Here is a 24,078-nt window from a genome sequence, read left to right as displayed (position 1 = left end):
CCCCCGGGCGGGCCGGACCCCACTCCGCCCCACCCGGACCCGACACCACCACACGCAGGCAGACCCCACACACCAGACCTCAACTGGGCGGCCACTCCGGCACACCCCAACCAGGCGTCCCCCTTCCCGCCCCACGCCAGCCCGGGGGACGACTTCCCGCCCCACACTGGCCCGGCATCCTTCACACCCCACACCGACCCGGGGGGCGACCTCCGGCCCCACACGGGCCCGGGGAGCAACCTCCCGCCGCACGCCGGCCCGGGGGGCGACCTCCGGCCCCACACGGGCCCGGGGGGCGACCTCCGGCCCCACACGGGCCCGGGGAGCGACCTCCCGCCGCACGCCGGCCCGGGGGGCGACCTCCGGCCCCACACCACCGGCCCGGGGGACTACTTCCCGCCCCACGCCGCCCCGGGGGGCGACCTCCGGCCCCACGCCGGGCCGGGGGGCCTCGTCGCGCCCCACACTGGCCCGGCGTCCTTCACACCCCACACCGACCCGGGGGGCAACTTCCCGCCCCACACCGTCCCCGGGGTCCCCGCCCCGCCCCACACCGGCCCAGCGTCCTTCACACCCCATCCCGGCCTAGCGAACCCGCCCCACACCCCCCCACCGCAGCCCGGCCCGGCGGGTGCCGCTGCACACCCAGGCCCGGCGAACACGCCCCGCCCCACCCCACAGCAGCCCGGCCCCGCGGGTGCCGCCGCGCACCCCGTCTCGGCGGACACCGCCACGGTGCACGCCGACCGGGCGGGCACCACGTCGTCGCACCCCATCCCGGCGGGCGGCTATCCACCGCGCCCCGGCCCGGCGGATGCCACCTCGGCAGCCCTCTCCGGCCACCCCGGCACCGCGCCGTCGGCCCCCGAGGCCGAGACTCCCGCGTACGGGACACCCGTAGCGTCCATGGCCGAAGAAACGATGCAGCTCCCCGCCGTCCCGGCGTACGAGCCGTACGCGACGCCCGGAGCACACGACCCGTACGAATCACACGAGGCCCACACGGCGCACCAGGCCGGCCTGGCATACGGGGCACACGGGGCACACGGCATGGCCGGCCCGTACGAGTCCGACGGGACGCACTCACCCGAACCCCCGCGGCGCCGCATACGCACGCTCCCCGTCACCGCGGCCGCCGTCGCGGTGATAGGCGCGGCCGTCCTCGTCCTGAGCGCCTTCTCCGGCTCCGACACGCCGGAGACCACCCTCCTCGACGCGAAGCCCTCCCCCTTGACCAGCCTCACCCAGGTCGAGGTCACGCCGTCACAGACCGCGCGAAGCAGCAGCCCGCCCCCCTCGCCCTCCCCCAGCCCTTCCCGGTCCGCGTCCCCCTCCCCGTCCCCCTCGCCGTCCCCCACCCCGAGCCGTTCGTCGCCCCCCTCGGCCGCCCCGTCCGCCACCTCGAGCCGTTCCGCCGCGCCGACCTCGCGGCCCCCCGCGACAGCGGTGACCCTCCGGTACGGGGACTCGGGCCCCGAGGTGGAGAAGCTCCAGCGCCTGCTGGCAGCGCAGGGCATCTACCGCGGTAAGTACGACGGCCGATACGGCGCCCGTACGGAAGCGGCGGTCTCGACGTTCCAGGCGTACAACGACATCGACGAGGACCCGTGGGGCGTCTATGGTCCGGCGACCCGTCGCGCCTTGGAGGGATAGAACACACCGCATCGAGTGGCGGGCACCCCTCCTCGTTTTGTATTGTTCAGGAACAAAGTGGTTCCGTCCTCACTCCCTGACCGGTGGACGGAACCACTTGTTCTCTTTCCCGTCCCGTCTGGAGCCCCTCCGATGCCGGCCAGCACCACCACCGCCCCCGCCGTCCTGACCGCCAAGGCCCTGCTCCTGGACATGGACGGCACCCTCGTCAACTCGGACGCGGTGGTCGAGCGCTGCTGGCACGACTGGGCCGTCGCCCACGGCCTGGATCCGGAGGAGTCCCTCAAGGTGGTCCACGGCCGCCAGGGCTACGCCACGATGGCGATCCTCCTCCCGGACCGCCCGATGGAGGAGAACCTCGCCGAGAACGCGGTGATGCTCGCCCGCGAGACCGCCGACACCGAGGGCGTGGTCCCGATCGGCGGCGCCCCCGCCTTCATGGCAGCCCTCGGCGCCCTCCCGCACGCGCTGGTCACCTCCGCCGACGCGGCCCTGGCCACGGCCAGGATGGCGGCCGCCGCCCTGCCGATGCCCGAGGTCCGGATCACGGCCGAGTCCGTACAGGCCAGCAAGCCCGACCCCGAGGGCTTCCTGATGGGCGCCGCCGCCCTCGGCGTGGACCCGGCCGACTGCATCGTCTTCGAGGACTCCGCCGCCGGCATCGCCGCGGGCCTGGCCGCAGGCATGCGCGTCATCGGCATCGGCCCCCGCGCCGCCGCCCACGGCCCCACCGTCCACGTCCCCGACCTGACCGCCGTCGCCATCACCACCTCGCCCGACGGCGCCATCACCCTCACCCTCCAGACGGCCTGACCCGCCCGTCGGATCCAGGCGGCCACCGGATCCGAGCGTGCCGGCGAGGCGTCGCGGTCGCCGCCGAGGCGCCGGGACGCCATGCAGCCGAACTGCACACCGAAGTACGGGTCGAGTTGACCTGTCCGCCCGTGTAGGGATCCGTGCCGGAGTCCCAGCGTCGTTGCTCCTCGCGCCAGCGGAGGAAGCGCGGGAAGGACCCGCCCCTTGGCGGGGCTTCGCTGAGTGGGCACCGGAACTCAGCCGTTCCGAAGTCGTAGACCTTCCAATGGGGTCGGCCGTGCCGCTCCCAGACGATGACCGGCCACCCGTCGGGATCGTCGCCGACGGTTAGCCAACCCAGGACGTCGGCTCCGCAGCTCACGCCCCGTGCAACGACGCGTCAGGTCCGGCCTCAGCGCCGTCCGGGCCCCCTTCGCCCGCCCACGTTCGCCGCAGGGTGGCAGTCTCGCCCGGCACGCACCCGAGTTCCCGTCCACTGGTCGGCGGCTCCATGGCCGCTTCGGGAGTGAGGACGCCGAATGCGTTATCGGCGCCTCCAGCTCCGTAGATGCCCATGAAGGCGACGCGGTCGGAGGGGAAGGCGACCCCCAAGCCCGCCGCGTCGCATCGCATCCCGGTCCACGTCCACCTGCTCATCGGCGCAGTCACCTGGCGGCATCACCGCGATGAGTGCCGCGAGAGGGTCGCGCACCCCGGCCGCTGCTCCTCCACCTGTCCCGGGCGTGCAACGTATCCGGCGCTACGGAAGTGGCGTTTCAGGGCGTGGCTCCTCAGTCGACGACCCCTGTATCGAGAGATCGTGCTGTGGCTCCCTCATCGACGAGGGACGTCCCGCGGCGAAGCCGGCCGCGAGTGCTTGCGGGCAGAGCTTGTCCAACAGGCAGCCCGGACACGGCCGGCAGGCCATACCCACCCGCCCTGCGGGGCCCACCCGGCCGAAACCCACAGGCCAAGCCCCCAGCGGCGCACCGACCCGGCCACCCCACCTCACCTCGCTCAGGCGACGCAAAACTCGTTCCCCTCCGGGTCCTGCATCACCACCCCGTAGTGCGTCTCCAAGTCGTCCAGCACGCGCAGCACGACCGCCCCCGCCACAGTGAGCCGCTCCACCGTGTCGTCGACCCGCTGGGTCCGGAGTTCCATCGGAACACCGCGCCCACCGCTGACCTTGAGATCCAGGTGCACCCGGTTCTTGCCGGCCTTGGGCTCGGGAACCTGCTGGAACCACACCCGAGGCCCCCGACCGGTCGGATCGACGATCGACTCCGCCACCTCCCCCACCCCATCGGACAGCTCCCCCTCGGGCACCCCCATACCCACCCAGTACGCGCGCCAGGTCGCATGCCCGTCCGGCGCCGGCTCCGGCACATACCCCAGCGCTTCGGTCCAGAAGGTCACCATCACCCGCGGATCGGCACAGTCGATGGTCAGTTGCAACGTCGTCTCCATGCCCCCACCCTCGCAGCCAGGTCTGACACCGGGAGGTACGGTCGACCGTGGCGCACCGGATCACCGGAATGCGCAGGTCAACAACGCGACCCCGGGGGAAAAGCCATGACCGAACTGATCGTTCTCTTTACCCTGATGGGCACTGCGGGGCTGTACGCCGTCGTCAAAGTGATGCGCCGGGAAAGGCACCACCGCCCGGAGCAGGCGGACGGACTCCTGATCGAGCTGGAGCGCACCGAGCAGTTGCGCAAGGACCGGACCGCCTACAGCTCCAACGCGGTCCACAACAACCCCTTCACCACCGGACTCTGATCCGAGATCACGGCGCCGCTCCCGGAAAGCCCGGGCGCGGCGCCGTTGCCATGCCCGCCGCCGCAGTCCCCATCACCGCCACAGCCACCAGACCGGGCCCGGGACTCGAACCCGGCCCGACAGGAGAAACGGGACCGACCACCGAAATAGGACCGGCACGAGGACCGCGACCGACACCAAAACTCCGACTCGGCCTCGCACTCGGACCCCGGCCTCGGCCCTCAGGCCTCAGGCCTCAGCCCCAACTCAAGCCCCGTTCCCCTGGCCCTAGCTCCGACCTGACCTCGACTCCGACCCCGGCCTCCGGGGGCCGGAGGCCGGAGGCCGGAGGCCGGAGGCCGGAGGCCGGAGGCCGGAGGCCGGAGGCCGGAGGCCGAGGGCCGAGGGCCGGGGGCCGGGGCCCGGGGCGCCGGGGGATGGGGGATGGGGCGCCGGGGCGCTGGGGCGCCGGGGCGCTGGGGCGCCGGGCAGGACATTCGCCCCACTCCCGCCCAACCCGGCCCCTAATCCCAACTCCCCCCACCCCAAGGCCCGTCACCAACCTCGACGTGACATGGTCATGCCTTCAGACTGTCATCTCGCGCCCATCCCCAAGAAACCCGGCGCGGCCAGCATGGCCACGCCCCACAGCGCACCCGCCCCAACCACTCCCACCCCCTGCCCCCACCCAGGAGCCCCTCATGTCCTCCACGCCCAAGCCCTCCACGCGCTCCGTCTACGCGCGTCGACTCGGCATGCTCGCCTCCATACTCGCGGCGGCCTCCCTGACCACCCTCCTCACCGCCCCCACCGCCGCCGCCGCGCCTCCCACCCCGATCAGCGCCGCGGCCGCCCGCTCCTACCTCGCGACCGTCACCCCGAAGACCGAAGGATCCACCAGCGGTTACAGCCGCGACCTCTTCCCCCACTGGAGCACCGTCTCCGGCACCTGCAACACCCGCGAGACCGTCCTCAAGCGCGATGGTTCGGGCGTGGTCCAGGACGCCGCCTGCGCGGCCGTGAGCGGCAGTTGGTACTCCGAGTACGACGGCGCCACCTGGACGGCCGCCTCCGACCTCGACATCGACCACGTCGTCGCCCTGGCCGAGGCCTGGCGTTCCGGCGCCAACTCCTGGACCACCACCAAGCGCCAGCAGTTCGCCAACGACCTCACCCGCCCCCAGCTCATCGCCGTCACCGACAACGTCAACCAGGCGAAGAGCGACCTCGACCCCGGCAAGTGGCTGCCGCCGCGCACCGCCTACCGCTGCACCTACGCGCGCATGTGGGTCGGGGTCAAGCAGTACTGGGCACTGAGCATGGACTCGACGGAGAAGACGGCCCTGGTCAACATCCTCAACGCCTGCTGACACCCACACGCACCCCAGAAGCACCTCACCCCCCACACACCCCCCACCCACCCCACCCCTGGCCAAGGATCTTTCCCCCGCCAGGGGGAGGTGGACGACCCCCTCCCCGTCGTACGGTGATCGAACCGCACCGCCGGACGAAGGAGGGGGAGTTGCATGGGGGCATTGCGCCTGGGACCGCTGCTGCGCCACGTCGACTGGGACGCGGGCGACTCCGCCACGGTATGGATCGAGGCGGACCGCCCGTGCACAGCCGAGGTGCGCTGCGCCGACGGCTCCGGCGGCAGCGTCCACACCTTCCAGATAGCCGGCCACCACTACGCCCTGATCACCGTCACCGGCCTCACCCCGGCCTCCACCACGGCCTACGAGGTCCTCCTCGACGGCCTCCTGGTCTGGCCTCTGCCCGAGAGCCCGTTCCCCGCGAGCACCATCACGACCCCGCCCGCGGCAAGGCGGGGCTCCGCGACCGCGCCCTCCGGCCTCCGCCTCACCTTCGGCTCCTGCCGCCAGGCCGCCCCGCCGGCCGGCCGGCGCGGACCGCACGGCCCCGACGCGCTCGACACCCTCGCCGCCGATCTGGCCGCCGACCCGGAGGCGGTGCGGCCCGACGTCCTGCTCCTCCTCGGCGACCAGGTGTACGCGGACCAGCTCTCCCGCTCCACCCGCCAGTGGCTGGCGGCCCGGCGGGACCTCCGCGAGGCCCCCGGCGCCCAGGTCGCGGACTTCGAGGAGTACACCCGGCTGTACTACGAGTCCTGGCTCGATCCGGAGATCCGCTGGCTCCTCTCCACCGTCCCGAGCCTGCACATGTTCGACGACCACGACGTCATCGACGACTGGAACACCAGCGCCGCGTGGCTGGCGGAGATGCGCGCCACCCCCTGGTGGCAGGAGCGGGTGGTCAGCGGCCTGATGTCGTACTGGGTGTACCAGCACCTCGGCAACCTCTCCCCCGCCGAGCTGGCGGCCGACCCCGTGTTCGAGGCGGTCCGGGCGGCCCCCGACGGCACCGACGTCCTACGGTCCTTCGCCACCTCGGCGGACGCCGACCCCGCTACGGTGCGCTGGAGCTACCGCCGCGACTTCGGCCGGACCCGTCTGCTGATGGTGGACACCCGGGCCGCCCGCGTGCTCGCCGAGGACGGGCGGGCCATGCTCGACCCCGCGGAGCGGCAGTGGCTCCGCGAGAACGCCCTGGCCGGACACGGGGGTTACGACCACCTCCTCATAGGCTCGTCACTGCCGTGGCTGATGCCGCCGCTCGTGCACGACGCGGAGGTGTGGAACGCCGCGCTGTGCCGCGGGGAACGGGGCCCGAGATGGGCCCGGATCGGGGAGAACCTGCGCCGGCGGAGCGATCTGGAGCACTGGGCGGCGTTCCCCGCCTCGTTCGCGATGCTCAGCGACCTGATCGAGGAGGTGGGCACGGGCCCCCGGGCACCGGCGACGGTGTGCGTGCTCTCAGGAGACGTGCACCACGCCTACGTGGCCGAACCCCGAATACCCAGCACGGCACAGCTGTTCCAGCTCACCTGCTCCCCCGTCCACAACTCCATCCACACGGCTGTGAAATGGGGCTTCCGGCTGGGCTGGTCTCGGCTGGGCCGATGGCTGGGCCGGGGCTTCTCCCGGCACGGCCGGACGGGCCGTCCCCCGCTGAGCTGGCGGCGTACGGGCGGCCCGTGGTTCGGCAATCAGCTCATGACGCTCGCACTGTCGGGCCGCTCCGCACGGCTGCGCCTGGACCAGGCCCGCAAGGGCCCCCGGCTGGTGACGGTCCTGGACCGCGACCTCACGCCTCCCGGCTGACGCGCGGCGGCGGCGAACCAGTCACCGGAGCAGCGCCCCGGGCGTCCGGTCCGTGGACGTCCGGCGTACGCTGTTCCGCTGTCAGCCGCCCCTGCCGCTCCCCGCGACGTCGCGGCGCCTCACGCCGAGGCACGTCAACCGGACTGGGGAGTCCCGCTGTGCTTGAGACTCTGGGCTCGATGACTTCGAGCCCATGGATCTACGCCCTCGTGGCGCTGTCCATCCTGCTCGACGTGTTCCTGCCGGTGCTGCCGAGCGGGGTCCTGGTGATCACGGCTGCTGCTGCCGCCGCAGCGGCAGCCGGGGCCGCCGGGCCCGTGCCCGTGCAGTCCCAGGTGCCCGACATCCTGGCGCTGCTGGTGACGGCCGTCAGCGCCTCCGTACTGGGCGACATGGCCGCGTACCGGCTCGCCCGGCGGGGCGGGGCCCGTCTCGACCGGGCCATCGCCCGTTCACGCCGGCTCACCCGGGCCCACGAGCGCCTCGGCACCGCCCTCGCACGCGGCGGCGGCGCCCTGGTGGTGGTCGCCCGCTTCGCCCCGGCCGGCCGCTCGGTGGTCTCCCTCGGCGCGGGCAAGACCCACCGCAAGGTCAGGGAGTTCCTGCCCTGGTCGGTCCTGGCCGCCATCGCCTGGGCCGGCTACAGCATCGCCCTCGGCTACTTCGGCACCCAGTGGCTGGGCACCACCTGGCTCGGCACCGCGGTCTCCCTGATCGCCCTCTTCGCCGCAGGCTCCCTGGCCGCCTACGTGGTCCGCCGCCCCCTCCCCACCCGCGTCGTCTGATCCCCACCGCCTCGATCGGCTCGCTGAGCACTGCGAACGAGGCGGGAAGAACCAGGCCCGAGGCCAGGCCGAGCACCGGGGCGGCCGGGGTCGGGCCGTGTCCGAGCACGGGGCCAAACCCACCCGGCCCAGGCCCGGACCGGCCCCCACTCCCCCACAGATCCCACCCACCCACCTATCCACCCACCGACCCACCCATCCCGCCTCCCCCGGGCGGAGCAGTGGCTCACCCGTTCACCCGGCAGCGATCGCCGCAGCCGCGCCGGGCTCCTAGCGTCCAGAGAACGGTGCGCACTCGAATCCGCGCCGCGTCGTTCCCGGAGCCCGAGGAGTCCTCTCCATGTCCGCCACCCCCCACAGCCCCCGCCGGTACCGCCCCCTCCCCCGCCTACTGGCCGTCGCCGCCGCGACCGTCGCCTTCGCCGCGGCCGCTCCACCGACCCTCGCCCAGGCCCAGCCCTCCGGCAGCGTCTCCCCCACCAACGTCGCCCCCGGGGGCCGGGTCAGCCTCAACGTCACCGGCTGCGGCACGCGCACCGGCAAGGCCACCTCCCGCGCCTTCGGCGACGTCTGGCTGACCCCCGGCAACGCCGAGGCCACCAACCTCTTCGGCTCCGCCGTCACCTCCCGGAACATCAGCGCCGGCTCACACCCCGTCACCTTCGAGTGCGGCGGCCCAGGCGGCGAGCGCGTCACCGTGGCGCTGAACATCACCCCCGGCGCCGCCCGCGGTGGACTCGGCGGCAGCATCGATTCCATGAGCCCGGGCCAGATCGCGATCGGAGGCTCCCTCGTGGCCTGTGCACTGGGCGCGGGCGCCTGGATCCTGCGCCGCCGCACAGGCCACGCCTCCTGAGCCGACCCGGCTCACCGCACCTCGACCCGCCCCCACCCCACCCGACCCCGTGCTCCCCTCCCCCGTCGCGGGAGTGGCCGATGGTCCCGCCCCGTTCGGGACTTTCCCCACTCCCGCCCGGAGCCCAGTCCCGCAAGGCTGCGTCCACGCACCGCCGCCTCCCCAAGAAGCCCGCCATGGACCAGAGCCCGCGCCCCGTGATCGCTGCCGCAGACGGTTCCGCGAACGGCAACCGGGCCCTGGAATGGGCCGCCTCCCAGGCCCTGATGGTCGGAGCCCCGCTGCGCGTGGTGCACGCCCGCCTCTCCATGGACACCATCGGTGCGGCCCTGTCCGGGGCCTTCGGCGCACCGGGCCTCGACGACGACCCCGTACCGATCCGGGTGCGCGAGGCCCTTGACGGCCGCGCCGGGCTCCTCCGATCGAGTACTCCTCGTACCCCGGCGCCCCCGACCACGTACTGCCCGGCCTCGGCGAGGACGCCCGGCTCATGGTCCTCGGCTCGCGCGGCCGCGGCGGCTTCGCCAGCCTCCTCCTCGGCTCGAACGGCATAGCCTGCGCCGCCCGGGCCGCCTGCCCCGTGGCGGTCGTGCCGCGCGCCGAGCCGCCCCTGCGCGACCCGTACGGGCAGGTCGTACTCGGCCTCAACAGCGCGACCCCCGACGCGAGCACCACCTACTTCGCTTCCGCGAGGCGGCCCTGCGCGGGGCCCGGCTCCAGGTCGTCGCCGCCCGCGCCTGACCCGGCCGGACCTTCACCACCGCCGGCGCCATCGCCACGGCCCCGCACGGTGAGACCGCCAACCCCCACGAGGTCGCGGCCCTGACCGCCGCGCACCTGCGTCCGTACGACGAGCGGTTCCCGGAGGTGGAGATCGAGCAGGTGTCGGCGCCCGGCGACGCGGCAGGCCACCTGGTCGCCGCCTCCCAGGCCGCGGACCTGATCGTTATGGCCGCCAGCGCAAACGCCCGCTCTCCCCGCGCCTGGGCTCCGTCACCAACGCGGTACTCCTCCACACCGTCTGCCCGGTCGCGGTGGCCCCCCTGGAGGAGAGCGCCGTCCCGGCGGCAGCATGACCGCCCGCCCAGCCCTTACCCGGCCTCGGCCGCCGCCCCGGCCCCTCTGACGTGAATCCCCGCCAGAAGCTCCCTCGTAGCCTCCGCGACCGCGTCGACGGCGGCGGCGAACACCTCCTGGTTGTGCGCGGCGGGCGCCCTGAAACCGGACACCTTCCGCACGTACTGCAGGGCGGCGGCCCGTATCTCCTCCTCGGTCGCCTTCTCGGGAATCGCGGGCGGACGCAACGTCTTAATCGATCGACACATACCCCCACTATCGCGCCCCACGAACCCCCCGTCACCACCCAACGCCCCCCCGCCAGCCCCCAACCAAGATCGGTTGGGGGCGTCAGTCAGGCCACTCCCGAGCCTCGGGTCAAAGTGAAGGTGGTACTCATCCCTGAGGTCAGGGTTGGCGAGACTCAAGAGCCGCTCCGCGAGCAGCCGCAGTCCTGCGGCTGCGACCGCAATCGAGGCCTCACCTGCCTTGCCACTTTGGGTGGGTTCCTGTTCAGGCGCGCGGAAGGAATGCGGGTTGCTGGCCTTGGGCGACCCGTGCCGCACAATGTCTGGGTGTCGCAAGCATTCTGGGCCGAACTGGTAAGTGTAGTTCCCGGAATTCTATGGGTGGCATTCGCCACCTTCGTATTCTTGGCGCTTCGAGAGCCGATCATCCAACGGTTTCCACAGGTGAAGACTTTTAGAGGCTTCGGCATCGAGGTTGAGCTTGCCGAGGCGCTACTTGACCGAGCGGCCGCGCAAGACAATGCGGCCCCCAGCCGTGAAGCGAGAAAGGGGGTTGTCCGCAGGCTCGATCACGCATCCGAGTTCCTCCTTGGTGGCAGGATCCTCTGGGTTGACGACCACCCCGAGGGGAACACCGCCCTGATCAATCTGTTCCGTACCGTTGACATGACCGTCGATACGGCCCGCTCAACCGAGGAAGCCCTTGTACAACTGAGGCGAGGGAACTACGACATCATCCTCAGTGACATTGATCGCCAAGGCGATCCGCAAGCAGGAATTAAGATGCTGCGTGAACTGGAGCGGCACCAAATTAAAACCCCCGTGCTGATTCACGCGATGAAGTTTGACCCGGAATTGGGTGTAGATCGACGGATCTTTGCCGGTACGAGCAAGGCTAATGACGTCGTCCATTACGTGATCGACTTGATGGAGAGGGCCAGGATGACCCTTCCCTCAATTTGGGCGGCGACAAGGGAAGGCAGGTGCCGGTGAGGTCGGTCGAGCGACTTTGGTCGCCCTCCCGCAGCTCATTCCGCCCTGTCGGGTACGCAGAAGGCTACGGCCGCATCGTCGCCGGCCTCGTACCTAGGCCACCGCCGCCCGTGGGGGTCGGTGGTCTCCGCCTTCCGGGCGGTTTCGATCAGTGATGCTGGGCCATGCGTATGGAGTTCATGGAAGACAGCACCCCACGTAGCCATCTCGTATTCGGTGACGAGCCAGGCGACGCCATCCGAGAGGACAACAGCCGCGCGGACCTCGTTCGCCGGCAGGCTCCCCGTCAGGGCGGGGAAGGCCGCGTCTGGGCGGGCGGAAGCAACCCAGTAACCCTCCAACGTGGTCCGGATCGCACGCTGTGCAGCCACCAGCCTGGCCACGCTCGCACTGTGCTCCGGGGTCCCCGTCCGTGATCACTGCAACTTCATCCGTGGCAGAAGGCATACCGGGGTTCTTCAGGTCGCACGTCGGGTGGAGGGCCGCGACCTGTTCCAGCGCCTGAGCCAATCCCTCTGAGAGCGACTTGTCCGCCGGCGTGAGCGCCGCGACGAGGTGCCCCCCAAGTTGGGCCACGTACCACCGGGCACCGTGCCGACAGCCAGTGTCCAAGCCAGCGGTGCTGAGCCCATCCAGCACCACAGCCAGAGAAGATGTGGCGCCAACCAATCCTCGTTCGGAGCGGGACTTCCAGCCTGGGTTGCAACGCTCACGCACATGTCACGCCTCGTGTCGGCAGCGACCGCGCCGACGCCGGAGCCGAGCGCGATGCGCTGAACCGTCTTGTCCGGCGGGGCTCGGTGGATGTGCTGGTGCACGACCTGCGGCCCGGCGTACGCGGCGGGCAGAAAGGCGGGTTCGGTGTAGACGTGAGTGCCGTTCGGGAGCTGGACGACGGTGGCGTGCTCGGGGAGGTGGTTCACCGTGTGCTCCCGGCGGCCGGGGTGGGGCGGGGGATGGCGCGGCAGGTCTCGGCGTGCTTATGGGCGTCGCGCTTGGCGCCCTCGGTCATGTAGTTGAGGCAGACGGAGACGTCCCGCTCACAGCCCCGGCAGGTCGCCGTGGTCCGGTCGCGGTCCTGGCTGACGTCAACGGTGGCCTCGTGGTCGCCGGTGATCTCGGTTGCCGCCTTGGTCAGGTAGCGAGCGATGACGCCGGCGGGCCATGTGGTCTGGGGCTGGTCAGGACCGGCTCCTTCGGGGTAAGCGCAGGGGATGCACATGCCGAGAGAGGCCGGTATGACGTACCCGGCGTCGCGGTGGCATGCGGGCAGGTGCGGCGGTGGCCTTCGCCAGCGCGGCAGTCTTGGCCGGGGTCATCGGCCGGACCGCTTGGCCCGGTCAACGCGGTACAGAAACGCGGGCAGCGGGCCACGCCGGAAACGTGGGCGCAGGACCTGTCCGGCGACGTCCTGCCCGCCAGGCCGCAGCCCGAGGGCCTGTAACTGAAACCGCCGGTGGCGCGGGTGTCGTGGAGATCCTGGGGCATTCGCAGATCGCCGTCACGATGAACATCTACACGCACGTTTCGGAGGACGCGCGGCGGGAGGCGATCGGGCACATGGACCGGATGCTGCGGCGGCGAGCACCGCAGGGGTGACTGCCGTCAATAACTACCGTCAAAGGCCCCCAACCATGATCGGTTGGGGGCCTTTGTACTGGTGGGCGCGGACGGTTTCGAACCGCCGACATCTGCTTTGTAAGAGCAGCGCTCTACCCCTGAGCTACGCACCCGTGGATGAGTGGACAGCCTACATGCAGCGCACACCCCCCACGCAAACCCGTTCCCGTGGGGGAGAATGGACCGGGGCAGGGGCATTGCGGACGGACCGGGTACGGGAGAGGCGACTGTGACGACGGCACCCCGGCGGTGGTTCGGCGGCGGGCGGGACGAGAGTCGGCGGGCGGACGCGCAAGCGGCGAAGGATGCTGCCGCGGCGGCGTTCTACGAGCTGGACACCGCGCAGCGGGATCTGCGGATCTCGATCGAGACGATCGCGGCCGCGGACGGCTCGCCGGAGGCGCGCCGGGTGGGTGAGGGGTTCGTCGCGCTCGGGCAGCGGATCGACCAGGTCAGCCACGTGTACATCAATGCCGTCGACGCGCACGATCTCGATCGGGTGGAGTTGGAGGCGTCCGCCGCGACGCGGGCCCGGGAGGAGCTGACGCGGGCCAAGGAGGAGCTGGTACGGGTCAAGGGCGAGCTCGACCGGTTCGCGCTCGGGCTGCAGCCGCTGCTGGACCGGGCCGAGACGCAGTTGGCGCGTGTGGCGCCGGCCCGGGAGCGGGCCAGGGCCGCGCTGCTCGCGGCGAGCACGGCGCTGGACGACGTGCGGGGCAAGGGGATCCGGGCCGACGACCTGGCCGCCCGGCTGGCCGCGCTGGCGCCGGAGCTGACCAAGCTGAACCAGGGCGCCGCGCAGCACGGGGTGCAGGAGACCGTGCAGCGTGCCGACCGGATCCTGCGCGACGCCGAGGCGATACGGGCCGAGGCCGCGCGGCTCCCGGAGCGGGCCGCGGAGATCGACCGGCGGCTGGTGAGCCTGCGGACCCGGGCGCAGGCGCTGCGCAACCGGGCTGACCGGGTGGACCCGGTGCTCAGCGAGCTGCGCCGGCGTTTCAGCGCGGCCTGCTGGCAGGACCTCCAGCAGGTGCCGGAGCAGGCGGTACGGGACGTCGCGCAGGCCGAGGAGCGGCTCGCGGAGGCCGGCCGGGCGCGCGACCAGCAGCAGTGGGCCGTCGTAGCGGCCCTGGTCGACGCGGTACGGGCTGCGCTGGACGCCACCGACGAGGCGGTGTCGGCGGCGCAGGACCGGCTGACCCGGCTGGAGGCGGTGGCGCGGGATCCGCAGGCGGAGGTGCAGCGCACCCGGTTCGCGATCCGGGACGCCCAGCGCCTGGCGATGGAGGGCCGTACGGTCCCGGAGGACCGGCACGCCCGCCCGTTGGACGACGCGGTGGCCCGGGTGACCCGGGCGCTGGCCGCGCTGGAGGACCGCCACCCCGACTACTGGGCCTTCCTCCAGGAGATGGAGGCCGTACGGTCCTCCGTGCAGCGGGTCGTGACGGACATCCGGACCGAGCGCGGCCACGCCTGAGGGCTGCGCCGGCCGGAGTTGTCCGGATGGGGGCATCGGCGGATGCTGGAGGGGCCAGGAACGGAGCAGAGGAGGGCGCCATGGCCACGGCCCATGCTTCCCACGGACGCCACGGACGCCACGGGCTTCACAGACCCCGCTGGTCTCGGGCCTTCTCCGGCACGCCACAGGCGTCGTCACCCGTAGCCCATGAGCCGCGTGAGTCGCATGAGCTGCATGAGTCGTACGCGGCGCACGCGCTCTACGGGTGCCACGAGCCGCATGAGCACTACGCCCCCTACGTGGCCCACGAGCCGTACGCGACGGCATCACCGCGGAACTCGCCCGGGCTCCTGCTGCGCATGATGCGTCCCGTCAACGCGCGCCTCGACGAGCACCTGCCCAGCGATCACCGGCTCAGCAAGGTCTACCGGGTCGGCGCCGGGCTGACCGGACTGCTGCTGGTCGTCTTCGGGATCCTGGGGCTCATCGACCGGATCGGATTCTTCGACACCGGCGGGGACACGGTGCTCGCGCTGAACACCAACGGCGCGCTGAGCGTCCTGTCGATCTGCATCGGGCTGCTGCTGTTCATCGGGATGGTCATCGGCGGCAACTTCGCCTCGACGCTCAACATCGTGCTGGGTGTGCTGTTCATCGCGAGCGGGTTCGTGAACCTCGCGCTGCTCGACACGAAGTTGAACTTCCTGGCCTTCCACATCCCCAACGTGCTGTTCAGCTTCGTGGTGGGCGTGATGCTCATGTGGTTCGGCATGTACGGGCGGGTGGGCAGCGCCCTGCCGCACGACAATCCGTACTGGCGTGCCCGCCACCCCGAGCAGGCGGCTCGGGAGCAGCGGGCAGGTGGGAGTCGCAGGCCCGTCGGCGGGCCCGCGTAGGGGCCCCGGCGGGCACGGTGGTCCGCTGACCCCTGCGGGGTCGGGCCGACACCGCGGTGCGACGGCTGCGGGGTGCCGCCGCGCGGGGCGGAGTCCGCTACCCGCCCTCCGCCCGTTCCCCGGGCTGCGCCCCAGACCCCGCGCCTCGAACGCTCGGCGGGGCGGATGTACCTCACAGCTCCGCGGCGTCCCCGGGGATTCCGGTGCGGGGTCGGAACTGCGTAGCCTGTCCGCATGCCCCGTTACGAATACCGCTGCCGGACCTGCGAAGACACCTTCGAGGTCAGTCGGCCCATGGCCGAGTCCTCCGCGCCCGCCGACTGCCCCGCCGGGCACGCCGATACCGTCAAGCTGCTCTCCGCCGTCGCCGTCGGCGGGACCAGCGCAGCCCCCGCCGCGGCCGCGCCCATGGGGGGCGGCGGAGGCTGCTGTGGTGGGGGCGGGTGCGGCTAGGCCAGATCCGAAAGAGACGGCCTAGCGCTTGCGGGACAGGGTGATGCCGTCGGAGATCGCCAGCATCACCGACTCCATGCGGGGGTCCGCCGCGACGTGGTCGTTGTAGGCCTGGACCCCCGCCGCCCCACCGGTGGCCGCCGGGTCCAGCACCGTGCCGTGGTACAGCGTGTTGTCCGTGACGAGGAGACCGCCCGGGCGCAGCCGCGGCACGAGCTCCTCCCAGTAGGCGATCTGGCTCTGCTTGTCCGCGTCCACGTACGCGAGGTCGATGTGCGGCTCCGCCGGCATCGCGCGCAGCGTCTCGACCGCGGGCGCGATCCGCAGGTCGATGCGGTCCGCGACTCCGGCCTTCGCCCAGGCCTCGCGCGCGTACGCCGTCCACTCCTCCGAGACGTCGCACGCGATGAGGCGTCCGTCCGCCGGCATGGCCTGCGCCATCGACAGGGAGGAGAAGCCGGTGAAGGTGCCGATCTCCACGATGTGCCGCGCACCGGTCAGCCGGACCAGGAAGGCCAGCAACGGCCCCTGCTCCTCCGCCGACTGCATTCCGGCCGCGTCCGGGAACACCTCGTACGTCGTCGCCACCAGCCCCCGCTGGACCTCGTCCAGCGGGGGGTTGTGCGCGAGCATGTACTGGTAGAGCTCGTCTGTGATCTTGGTGCTGTTTCCCTTGGTCATGGGGCCAGTGTGCCCAAGGTCAGGCGGCAGGCGTGCGCAGTCGCGCCACTTCGCGGGTGAACGCGCGCACGATCTCCTCGCCGGCCAGCACCCCCGCCTGGGCCAGCGCCGTCGCGTGCGGCGCCGTCCAGCCGGCGTCGGCCAGCTCCCCGTGGCCCGGCCGCCAGGCCGTGTCCGCCGCGAGCAGCAGGTCCGCGTCGAGCAGCGAGTCCCCGGCGGCCAGCGTGCTCGTGGCCTCCGTACGCCGGGCCACCTCGTGCATGGCCGCGCTCTTGGTCAGCGGGCGCGGGACGGCGTAGATCTTCCGGCCCTGCAGGGAGACCGTCCAGCCGCGCGCCTCGGACCATTCCGTCAGCGTCTTGATCCACTCCGCGGGGACCAGCGCCCGCTCCACGACCAGGTACGCGAACAGGTCCTCGGCCACCCGCGCCTTGCGCAGCCACGCCGGGTCGCTCACGGACATCAGGTGCGCGTGCATCTCCTCCAGCGGGACGGACTCCGCGGCGAGCCGCGCCGCGACCTGGCGGCGCCAGTCCCGGTCCGGGACCCCGTCCACCAGGAGCTGGCCGCCGTTGGCGCAGATCGCGTACTTCGCCGGCCGGCCGGGGAAGCGGATGCGCTGGTACTGCTTGCGGGTGCGGGTGGTGGTCGGCACGAACACCGCGCCCGGGTCGGCGGACAGCTCGGCCAGCAGCCCCGCCGCCGTCTCCGTCATGTACGACAGCGGCTTGCTCTCGTGCACCTCCACGCACAGCAGCCGCGGGGCCACCGGGTCGGGCATGGTCAGGCCGAGCGCGGCCGTCGAGTAGATGAGCGTACGGTCGAGGTCACTGGCTACGAGGACGGTCACTTGGCGGCCACAGCCTTTCCGTCGGCGCCCGTGGCGCCGCGCGTGAATCGGGGATGGATGAGTCCTACGCAGGAGTAGGGCAGGCCGTCGACCTCTTCCACCGGCACGCCCCGCTGCTCCGCGAGGAGGCGTACGTGGTCCAGGTCGGCCCCGGCGCCGCGCTGCGCGAGGATCTTCCACGGCACCCGGCGCAGCAGCACCCGCGTGGTCTCGCCGACGCCGGGCTTCACCAGGTTCACGTCGTGGATGCCGTACTCCTCGCTGATCCGCTCCACCGCCCGCCAGCCCACCCAGGTCGGCGTGCGGTCGGCGGCGAGGAGCTCCTTGACCTCGGCGTCCACGGCCTCGGCCACCTCCTCGAAGTGCGCGGAGACGGTGTCGACGAACGCGACGGAGACATCGGCCCCGGCGAGCTCGCGGTAGAACTTCGCGCCGTGGAAATCGGCGGGTCCGACCAGGTCGGACCTGAGCACCGTACGCGAGACCAGTCCGGAAACAGTGGAATTGAGACAGGCGGAGGGGATCAGGAAGTCCTCGCGCGTGCCGTACGTCTCCACGCACGAGCCGGGGTCGGCGAGGACCACGATCTCCGGGTTGAAGCCCTCGAACTCGCCCAGGGCCTCGCGCAGTTCGCGGGTAATCGCCCCCTTGCCGGTCCAGCCGTCGACGAACACGATGTCGGCCGGGTCGTGGTGGGCGGCCAGCCAGCGCAGCGCGTTGGCGTCGATGCCCCGGCCGCGCACGATGGAGACGGCGTAGTGCGGCAGGTCCAGGCCGTGCCGGGCCTGCGCCCAGCGCCGCATCAGCACGCCCACGGGGGTGCCGGCACGGGCCAGGGAGACGAGGACCGGCGACGGGGAACGCTCGGCGAGGACCGTCTCGGTGACGGTGCCGACGGCGCGGGCCATCCGGGCCGCGGAGGCGGTCAGCGCGCTCTGGTAGAGCTGCTGGTACTCCGGGGACGGCTGGAACTCCACCGGCAGCGATTCCGCGTAGTGCGCGCCGCCCGCCTGGATGGCCTCCTCGCGCTCCTCGGTGGGGGCTTCCAGCTCTACGTCGGAGAGGTCCTGGAGCAGCCAGCCGACGTCCTCGGCGGCGTAGGAGGAGAAGGCGGGCCCGCGCAGCGGTTCGCCCAGGGGTTCGCCCACCGGTTCGTGCTGCGGTTCGCCCTGTGGCGCGGGCTCGGTCATGATCGGCTCCTGCCGGTCGGGTACGTACGAAGGTATGACCGCGAGCAGGACCCGGCCGGTGTGCGGCGCGAGGGCCGCGAGGAGACCGGTGCGGAGCTCGGCGGTGTCCCCGGCCGAGTCCACGACGGCGACCACGGCGTCGAAGCCGGCGCAGGCCGTACTGGCGACGACGTTGTACGCGTACCGGTCTCCGGGCCCGTCGGCCGGGTCGTCGTGGGCGGGGAAGACGAGCCGCGTGCGGATCGCGTAGCCGGGGTCGTCCACGGCGAGCACCGGCGAGCGGGTGGTGGTGGAGAAGCGCACCTCGACCGGCGCTGCCGCGGCGCCGGACGCCTCCAGGGCCTGCGCGAGGCGCAGCGGGGCGTACATCAGCTCCTCGTTGCCGAGTACGAGGACCCGGGCGGGGTCCGCGCCGAGCGCGGCCTCGAGCCGGTCCGCCATGGCGGGCAGGGCGGCGTCCAGTGCCGCGCGGTGCGCGGGGGTGAAGCCGTGGCGACCGCCGTCGGGTATGCCGGCCGGCCAGTCCAGTTCCACGCGGGTGACCGCGTGCAGGCCGTCTGCCGGGGCGCTGCCCATGACCCCGCTGCTCAAACGCCGCAGGGGCTGATTTTGCCCGGCCCCGGGCTGCGATGCGCCGGCAGCGGCATCCGCACCGAGGGCGGCGGCGGCCTCGGCCTCGTACTGCTCCACGAGCGCCCGGCCCTTCTCCAGCACCCCCTCCGGCAGGGAGACCGTGCCCGAGGCCAGGGCTATGAGGTCCACGCGGGCGCCCAGCTCGGCGGCGAAGGCCGTCAGGCGGTCGCGGTCGGCCGGGGAGCGCATGTCGACCAGGGCGACGACCACGTAGTGGCCGCGCGGGTGGCGGGCGTGGAGGTCGGCGATGGTGTTCAGGACGGTGTTGCCGGTGGAGAACTCGTCGTCGACGAGGACCAGCGGGCCCGAGCCCGCCAGCAGCTTCGGGTCCTCGGGCAGCAGCAGGTGCGAGGTGGCGTGCGAGTGGGCCTCCTCGAAGCCGCCCGCGGCCTCCACGCCGGGCACGGGGCGGCGGGTGGAGTGCAGGTACGGGGCGCTGCCCAGGCCGTCGGCCACGCAGTGGCCCAGCCCGGTCGCGGTCTCCGCGTACCCCAGGACCACGGCCGAGGCCGCTTCCGCCTCGCCCAGCAGCTCCCGGACCCGCTCGCCGAGCCCGTACCCGGCGGCGTACACGGCCGCCGGGGACTGCGGGACGTGCTTGCCGAGGATCCGCGAGACGAGCAGGTGCGCCCGCTTGGGGTTGCGCCGCAGCGCCAGCCCGAGCAGTTCGTCCAGCCGCGGACCATCGCCCGCGCCCTCCTGCAGGCTCACGCCCAGCCGGTCCGCGACCCATGTTCCCGACCACACCGCTTCGATCTTCTTGCCCTTCCTCGCAGTCAACGGCCCGCTCACACCTGGAGCCCGGCCGTGAGGAGGTCGACGAAGCCGACCTCCTCCTTCGCCACACCGAAGACCTCGGCGCGCAGCATGGTGCGCTCGGCCCAGGCCCGGTGGGGCTTCACCTCGTTCATCTTGTTCGTGTAGGCGGAACGCATCACTCCGCCACCTCCGCTCTCGGGGCGCAGGATGTCTTGAGCATCGCTGAACTCCTCGTGCGACACCACCGAGAGCGCGTGGACCGGGGTGACGTGGGCGGGGTGGATGCAGGTCTTGCCCAGCAGCCCGTTGGCCCGGTCGAGCTCGATCTCGCGCAGCAGCCCGTCCAGGTCGTGCTCGATCAGCGCGGTGCGCAGCTCTTCGACGCCCTCCTCCAGGAAGGGGCTGCGGCGCAGCTGCGGCTTGAAGAGGCGCTGCTGGCTGCGGAAGTACTCCCAGACGGGCCCGGTGACGGTGAAGCCGGTGCCGTCGGCGCGGCTGAGCACGTTGACCACGTCGGCGATCACGCCGGCGACGATCTGGACGTCGTACGCGGTCATGTCGGGGGTGCGCCGCAGCCCGTACGCGGAGCAGAAGTCGGTCACGCCGAGGCGCAGTGCCAGCACCCGCTCGCGGTACTTGTTGACCGTGCGGGAGATCCCGGCGAGGGCCTCGACCCGGGTCTCCAGGTGGAGCAGCTCGGGGGTCTCCAGGACGGGCATCGCGTACAGCCGGGGCTGCCCGCTCGCGGCTTCCGCCTGGGCCACGGCGTCGAGGAAGGCGACGCCCCGGCTCTCGCTGAACTTGGGGAGTACGAATCCGGCCAGCCTCGCCGCCGAGCCGCCGAGCCGGTGCACGAGGTCGGGGATCTGCTCGGGCTCCCGGACGCGGATGAAGAGCAGCGGGAGCTCCGCCGGGTCCTCGTGGAGGGCGGCGAACTGCCGGACGAGGTTCTCCTCGCCCCCCACGACGTCCGCGTCGCTGATGGAATCCTCCAGGCAGAGGACCATGGAGACGACTCCGAGGCCGGCCTGCTTGCGGATGTCGCGGGCGAGCTGGGGGCGGGTGGCCGGGCTGTAGAGCGTGGCCCCCAGGGCGGCCGCGAGCGTGGCGGAGGGGGAGGCGGCGGTGAACTCGGCCGGCTCCTGGTGGAAGAGGTCCTTGCGGACAGTGGGCGATACGTGCCCGAAGTGACGCATGTGCTTCCCCCGTACAGGCTCGGCGGCCGATCTGGCATGGCCGGTAATAGTACGTACGAACGCGAGTCAAGAGTTCCTCAAGCACATGAAATCCAGGTAACCCTCTTGCACCATGCCCAGGTCTCGCGATCCGGACAAGGTCTACGGGGGGCCGCATTGTCCCGGTCCCGCCCGGGAGGGCAGGATGACCGCCATGACGCACGCGATGCAGAAGGGCTCCAACATCCCCGTGGCCGCCTTGGCGGTACGGGCGGTGCTGCGCTGGACCGGGGGCACCGACGTACCCGACGTGGACGCCTCCGCGCTGCTCGTGGGAGCGGACGGGCGCGTGCGCTCGGACGAGGACTTCGTCTTCTACAACCAGCCCCGGCACCCTTCCGGGGCCGTCTGGCGGCTCGGGAAGAAGCAGATCGGCGACGGCATCACCGACGCCGTCCAGGCGGACCTGCGGGCCGTCACCCCGGCCGTGGACCGGATCCTCGTCGTCGCCTCCGCCGAGGACGTCCCCTTCGAGCGGGTCCGCGACCTGCGGATCCTGCTCTACGACGCCACCGCGACCGGCGGCTCCGAACCGCTGGCCTACTTCGACGTGCGGCCGGAGACGGGCGCCGAGACGGCGCTGATCTGCGGCGAGCTGTACCGCCGGGGGGACACGTGGAAGTTCCGCGCGCTCGGCGAGGGCTACTCCAACGGGCTCGTGGGCCTGGCCACCGACCACGGGATCTCCGTGGACGAGAACGCCCCCGAGGCCCAGGGGCAGGCGCAGGGAGGGCCCCAGGCTCAGGGACAGGCTCCGCCGGCCGTCCCGGCGACCCACGCGCCCCCCACCCAGGCCCCGCCGGTCTCCCAGCCCGCCTACGGCTACCCGCAGCCGGTGTCGCAGGTCCCGGTGCCGTCCCCGGCCGGGGACCCGGCCTTCCGGCTGCCGGCGCAGGGCCCGCAGTTCATCCGCCGGTGAGCGGCGGCCCGGCCGCGAGCCCGGCCTGCCCCGTCAGGTCTTCGTCTTGTAGCCCCGGCCCCACTGGAGGCCCCACCCGTACAGCCGGTCCAGCTCGGCCTGGAACCCGTACACGAAGGTGACCTCGCGCCGCACGATCAGCTCCCCCTTGATGTTCTCCAGGGAGACGACGGCGCAGGAGCGGGCGTGCGGGTGGCGCTCCTCCAGCGGGATCTCGATCCGCGGCCCGGTGATCGGGTAGAGGGTGACCAGGGCGTGCGTCCGGTCGAAGGCCGGGGTCTGGTCGTAGATGTACACGAAGACCAGCAGCCGCTTGATCTCCTCGGCGTGGTCGAGATTGACGAAGATCGTCTCGCCGGAGGGCGCCCCGAACCGGTCGTCCCCGCTGAGCTTCACGTACGGCGGGCTGTTGATGTCGCCGTGCAGGTTCCCCAGCGGCTGGACGACGCCCCGGGTGCCGTCGGTCAGCTCGTAGAGACAGCCGATGTCGAGGTCGACGTTGACCATGCCCTGGGTGTGCGCCTGCACCATGTCGGGCTTGAACAGCTTGAACGGATGCCGGAAGAGCTGCCCGCTCTGGCCGGCGCTGCGGCCGCCTATGTCCGAGGTCCGCATCCGCCAGGAGAGGTTCACGCGCAGATTGCCGTGCACCGCCCCCTGTTTGGTCAGCGATACCGTCGGACGGCGTTTGGTCAGCTCGATCGCGTTCGACGAGGCGCTGCCCGACTGGAACTGCGTGCCGCGGCTGCCCCTGATGCCGTCGAAGAATCCCATCTCCACAACCCCCCTGATCCCTGTGGCGCGCTTGGCCCCCTGGCGACATGCCGTCATCCGGGCACGCCGACGTGCCCACGTGCGGACGGGGCGGTCCGGAAGGTCCGTGGACCTTCCGGACCGCCCCGCACTTGAGCGTTCCGCATTACCGCCGCGATCATGCCTCGGCGGTGGAACCCTCCAGTTCCAGGCGCTTGTTGCGGCGCACCGAGGACCAGAAGGACCACCCGATCAGGACGACGCCGACGAGGCCGGTGATGACCTCGTTGATCTCGTACTGGATGGTGACGAGCAGGATGACGGCGAGCGCGCCGATGGCGTAGTGCGCGCCGTGCTCCAGGTAGACGTAGTCGTCGAGGGTGCCCTGGCGGACCAGGTAGACCGTCAGCGACCGGACGTACATGGCACCGACACCGAGGCCGATCGCCATGATCACGATGTCACTGGTGATGGCGAAGGCGCCGATGACGCCGTCGAAGGAGAAGGAGGCGTCGAGGACTTCGAGGTAGAGGAACATGAAGAACGCGGCCTTGCCGGCCATGGCGACGGCCGAGACGGGCTTGCCGCTCTTCTTCGCCGCTTCCTCGATCTCGTGTTCGTGCTCCTCCTCTTCCTCCAGCTTGTTCTCGAAGTAGCCGGAGAGGCCGCCGACGACCATGTAGGTGATCAGGCCGAGAACGCCGGAGATCAGGACCGTCTGCGCCTTGTCCACATGAGTGCCGCCGTGCTGGTGGGCGTTGACGGCGAAGGTCATCGAGGTGACGAGCAGGACGATCAGCGCGATGCACGCCGACAGCATGTCGATCTTGCCGAGCTTGGCGAGCGGGCGTTCCAGCCAGGCGAGCCACTTGATGTCGCGGTCCTCGAAAATGAAGTCGAGGAAGATCATCAGCAGGAACATGCCACCGAAGGCGGCGATGGACGGGTGGGCGTCCGTCACGAGCTGCTTGTACATGTCCTGGTCGCGCACCGCGAGTTCGACGGCCTCGATCGGCCCGATCTTGGCGCTGATCGCGACGATCACGATCGGGAAGACCAGACGCATGCCGAACACGGCGATGAGGACACCGATCGTGAGGAAGATCTTCTGCCAGAAGGCATTCATCTTCTTCAGGATTCCGGCGTTGACCACCGCATTGTCGAAGGACAGCGAGATCTCAAGGATGGACAGGATCGCAACGATCCCGAAAGCCTCCCACCCCCCGTAGAGCACCGCTGCGACCAGTCCGAGCGCAGTGACTGCGAACGACCAGCCGAAGGTTTTCAGAACCACTGGCATC

Annotated in this window: 24 protein-coding genes, 1 tRNA gene and 4 pseudogenes; 15 read left to right on the top strand and 14 right to left on the bottom strand. The window is 71.9% G+C overall.

Annotated elements, in window-relative coordinates; all coding sequences use genetic code 11:
* Nucleotides 1-735: 735 nt before the first annotated feature.
* On the top strand, nt 736-1,653 hold the full coding sequence (locus tag AC6CKD_RS14230) for a peptidoglycan-binding domain-containing protein (protein ID WP_498327551.1): 918 nt from the start codon (nt 736-738) through the stop codon (nt 1,651-1,653).
* 132 nt (nt 1,654-1,785) lie between these two features.
* Nucleotides 1,786-2,466, top strand: coding sequence for an HAD-IA family hydrolase (locus tag AC6CKD_RS14225; protein ID WP_498327550.1), 681 nt, complete (start codon nt 1,786-1,788; stop codon nt 2,464-2,466).
* A 999-nt stretch (nt 2,467-3,465) separates the two neighbouring features.
* Here AC6CKD_RS14225 and AC6CKD_RS14220 read toward each other — a convergent pair.
* A complete protein-coding gene (locus AC6CKD_RS14220; protein WP_498327549.1) occupies nt 3,466-3,918 on the bottom strand; it encodes a VOC family protein in 453 nt (150 codons plus the stop codon).
* 105 nt (nt 3,919-4,023) lie between these two features.
* Here AC6CKD_RS14220 and AC6CKD_RS14215 point away from each other — a divergent pair, with 105 nt between their 5' ends.
* From AC6CKD_RS14215 to AC6CKD_RS14185, 7 genes are all read left to right on the top strand, one after another.
* Nucleotides 4,024-4,230 (top strand): hypothetical protein, encoded by a 207-nt coding sequence (locus tag AC6CKD_RS14215; RefSeq protein WP_498327547.1) that lies wholly within the window; start codon nt 4,024-4,026, stop codon nt 4,228-4,230.
* A 680-nt stretch (nt 4,231-4,910) separates the two neighbouring features.
* A complete protein-coding gene (locus AC6CKD_RS14210; protein WP_498327546.1) occupies nt 4,911-5,579 on the top strand; it encodes an HNH endonuclease family protein in 669 nt (222 codons plus the stop codon).
* Between the two features lie 156 nt (nt 5,580-5,735).
* On the top strand, nt 5,736-7,391 hold the full coding sequence (locus tag AC6CKD_RS14205) for an alkaline phosphatase D family protein (protein ID WP_498327544.1): 1,656 nt from the start codon (nt 5,736-5,738) through the stop codon (nt 7,389-7,391).
* A gap of 158 nt (nt 7,392-7,549) precedes the next feature.
* Nucleotides 7,550-8,176, top strand: coding sequence for a DedA family protein (locus AC6CKD_RS14200; protein ID WP_498327543.1), 627 nt, complete (start codon nt 7,550-7,552; stop codon nt 8,174-8,176).
* 340 nt (nt 8,177-8,516) lie between these two features.
* A complete protein-coding gene (locus tag AC6CKD_RS14195) occupies nt 8,517-9,032 on the top strand; it encodes a hypothetical protein (RefSeq protein WP_498327542.1) in 516 nt (171 codons plus the stop codon).
* Nucleotides 9,033-9,208: 176 nt separating this feature from the next.
* Nucleotides 9,209-9,586, top strand: a complete 378-nt coding sequence (locus AC6CKD_RS14190) for a universal stress protein (protein WP_498327540.1) — start codon at nt 9,209-9,211, stop codon at nt 9,584-9,586.
* Nucleotides 9,523-9,858: a universal stress protein gene (locus tag AC6CKD_RS14185; protein WP_498327539.1), complete on the top strand. Its 336-nt coding sequence runs from the start codon at nt 9,523-9,525 to the stop codon at nt 9,856-9,858. The genes AC6CKD_RS14190 and AC6CKD_RS14185 overlap by 64 nt, the downstream gene beginning before the upstream one ends.
* A gap of 265 nt (nt 9,859-10,123) precedes the next feature.
* Here the strand turns inward: AC6CKD_RS14185 and AC6CKD_RS14180 are convergent, their stop codons facing one another.
* On the bottom strand, nt 10,124-10,357 hold the full coding sequence (locus tag AC6CKD_RS14180; protein WP_498327595.1) for a DUF2277 family protein: 234 nt from the start codon (nt 10,355-10,357) through the stop codon (nt 10,124-10,126).
* Nucleotides 10,358-10,477: 120 nt separating this feature from the next.
* Nucleotides 10,478-10,654, bottom strand: a pseudogene (locus AC6CKD_RS14175) (hypothetical protein); the annotation flags it as partial.
* 9 nt (nt 10,655-10,663) lie between these two features.
* On the opposite strand from AC6CKD_RS14175, the gene AC6CKD_RS14170 reads away from it, so the two are divergent.
* Nucleotides 10,664-11,329: a response regulator gene (locus AC6CKD_RS14170; RefSeq protein ID WP_498327538.1), complete on the top strand. Its 666-nt coding sequence runs from the start codon at nt 10,664-10,666 to the stop codon at nt 11,327-11,329.
* 35 nt (nt 11,330-11,364) lie between these two features.
* Here AC6CKD_RS14170 and AC6CKD_RS14165 read toward each other — a convergent pair whose 3' ends face one another.
* The 4 genes and pseudogenes from AC6CKD_RS14165 to AC6CKD_RS14150 all read right to left on the bottom strand — a co-directional run.
* A complete protein-coding gene (locus AC6CKD_RS14165; RefSeq protein ID WP_498327536.1) occupies nt 11,365-11,712 on the bottom strand; it encodes a hypothetical protein in 348 nt (115 codons plus the stop codon).
* A gap of 354 nt (nt 11,713-12,066) precedes the next feature.
* Nucleotides 12,067-12,252, bottom strand: a pseudogene (locus AC6CKD_RS14160) (DUF6251 family protein); the annotation flags it as partial.
* A complete protein-coding gene (locus tag AC6CKD_RS14155) occupies nt 12,249-12,551 on the bottom strand; it encodes a hypothetical protein (protein ID WP_498327597.1) in 303 nt (100 codons plus the stop codon). The gene AC6CKD_RS14155 and the pseudogene AC6CKD_RS14160, both read right to left, overlap by 4 nt.
* Nucleotides 12,525-12,782 (bottom strand): annotated as a pseudogene (locus AC6CKD_RS14150) (RRQRL motif-containing zinc-binding protein); the annotation flags it as partial. The gene AC6CKD_RS14155 and the pseudogene AC6CKD_RS14150, both read right to left, overlap by 27 nt.
* 14 nt (nt 12,783-12,796) lie before the next feature.
* Between AC6CKD_RS14150 and AC6CKD_RS14145 the strand changes: the two are divergent.
* Nucleotides 12,797-12,928 (top strand): annotated as a pseudogene (locus AC6CKD_RS14145) (site-specific integrase); the annotation flags it as partial.
* Nucleotides 12,929-12,987: 59 nt separating this feature from the next.
* Here the strand turns inward: AC6CKD_RS14145 and AC6CKD_RS14140 are convergent.
* Nucleotides 12,988-13,062 (bottom strand) — tRNA-Val (locus AC6CKD_RS14140).
* 116 nt (nt 13,063-13,178) lie between these two features.
* On the opposite strand from AC6CKD_RS14140, the gene AC6CKD_RS14135 reads away from it, so the two are divergent.
* From AC6CKD_RS14135 to AC6CKD_RS14125, 3 genes are all read left to right on the top strand, one after another.
* A complete protein-coding gene (locus AC6CKD_RS14135) occupies nt 13,179-14,426 on the top strand; it encodes a hypothetical protein (RefSeq protein ID WP_498327534.1) in 1,248 nt (415 codons plus the stop codon).
* 341 nt (nt 14,427-14,767) lie between these two features.
* Nucleotides 14,768-15,304 carry a DUF4383 domain-containing protein gene (locus AC6CKD_RS14130; protein WP_498327594.1) on the top strand — a complete coding sequence of 179 codons (537 nt, stop codon included), beginning with the start codon at nt 14,768-14,770 and terminating at the stop codon, nt 15,302-15,304.
* Nucleotides 15,305-15,538: 234 nt separating this feature from the next.
* Entirely contained in the window at nt 15,539-15,757 is a 219-nt protein-coding gene (locus AC6CKD_RS14125; RefSeq protein WP_498327533.1) for an FmdB family zinc ribbon protein, read from the top strand.
* Between the two features lie 21 nt (nt 15,758-15,778).
* On the opposite strand, the gene AC6CKD_RS14120 is transcribed toward AC6CKD_RS14125, so the two are convergent.
* Genes AC6CKD_RS14120 through AC6CKD_RS14105 form a run of 4 tightly spaced genes read right to left on the bottom strand, consistent with a single transcriptional unit; the run spans nt 15,779 to nt 21,066 of the window.
* A complete protein-coding gene (locus tag AC6CKD_RS14120; RefSeq protein WP_498327531.1) occupies nt 15,779-16,438 on the bottom strand; it encodes an O-methyltransferase in 660 nt (219 codons plus the stop codon).
* Between the two features lie 19 nt (nt 16,439-16,457).
* Nucleotides 16,458-17,288 carry an HAD family hydrolase gene (locus AC6CKD_RS14115; RefSeq protein WP_498327530.1) on the bottom strand — a complete coding sequence of 277 codons (831 nt, stop codon included), beginning with the start codon at nt 17,286-17,288 and terminating at the stop codon, nt 16,458-16,460.
* Nucleotides 17,285-19,867, bottom strand: coding sequence for a phosphoribosyltransferase (locus tag AC6CKD_RS14110; protein WP_498327593.1), 2,583 nt, complete (start codon nt 19,865-19,867; stop codon nt 17,285-17,287). The genes AC6CKD_RS14115 and AC6CKD_RS14110 overlap by 4 nt, the downstream gene beginning before the upstream one ends.
* A 32-nt stretch (nt 19,868-19,899) precedes the next feature.
* Entirely contained in the window at nt 19,900-21,066 is a 1,167-nt protein-coding gene (locus tag AC6CKD_RS14105; RefSeq protein WP_498327529.1) for an HpcH/HpaI aldolase/citrate lyase family protein, read from the bottom strand.
* 193 nt (nt 21,067-21,259) lie between these two features.
* Here AC6CKD_RS14105 and AC6CKD_RS14100 point away from each other — a divergent pair, with 193 nt between their 5' ends.
* Nucleotides 21,260-22,024, top strand: coding sequence for a TerD family protein (locus AC6CKD_RS14100; protein WP_498327591.1), 765 nt, complete (start codon nt 21,260-21,262; stop codon nt 22,022-22,024).
* Between the two features lie 33 nt (nt 22,025-22,057).
* Here AC6CKD_RS14100 and AC6CKD_RS14095 read toward each other — a convergent pair whose 3' ends face one another.
* Together AC6CKD_RS14095 and AC6CKD_RS14090 are read right to left on the bottom strand one after the other, a co-directional pair.
* Nucleotides 22,058-22,798 carry a TerD family protein gene (locus AC6CKD_RS14095; RefSeq protein ID WP_498327528.1) on the bottom strand — a complete coding sequence of 247 codons (741 nt, stop codon included), beginning with the start codon at nt 22,796-22,798 and terminating at the stop codon, nt 22,058-22,060.
* A 157-nt stretch (nt 22,799-22,955) separates the two neighbouring features.
* Nucleotides 22,956-24,071, bottom strand: a complete 1,116-nt coding sequence (locus AC6CKD_RS14090; protein ID WP_498327590.1) for a DUF475 domain-containing protein — start codon at nt 24,069-24,071, stop codon at nt 22,956-22,958.
* Nucleotides 24,072-24,078: the final 7 nt, after the last annotated feature.

Source organism: Streptomyces sp. GQ60 (assembly GCF_059758875.1).
The sequence above is the reverse complement of the archived record's forward strand: the minus strand, read 5'-3'. Positions and strand labels throughout refer to the sequence as shown.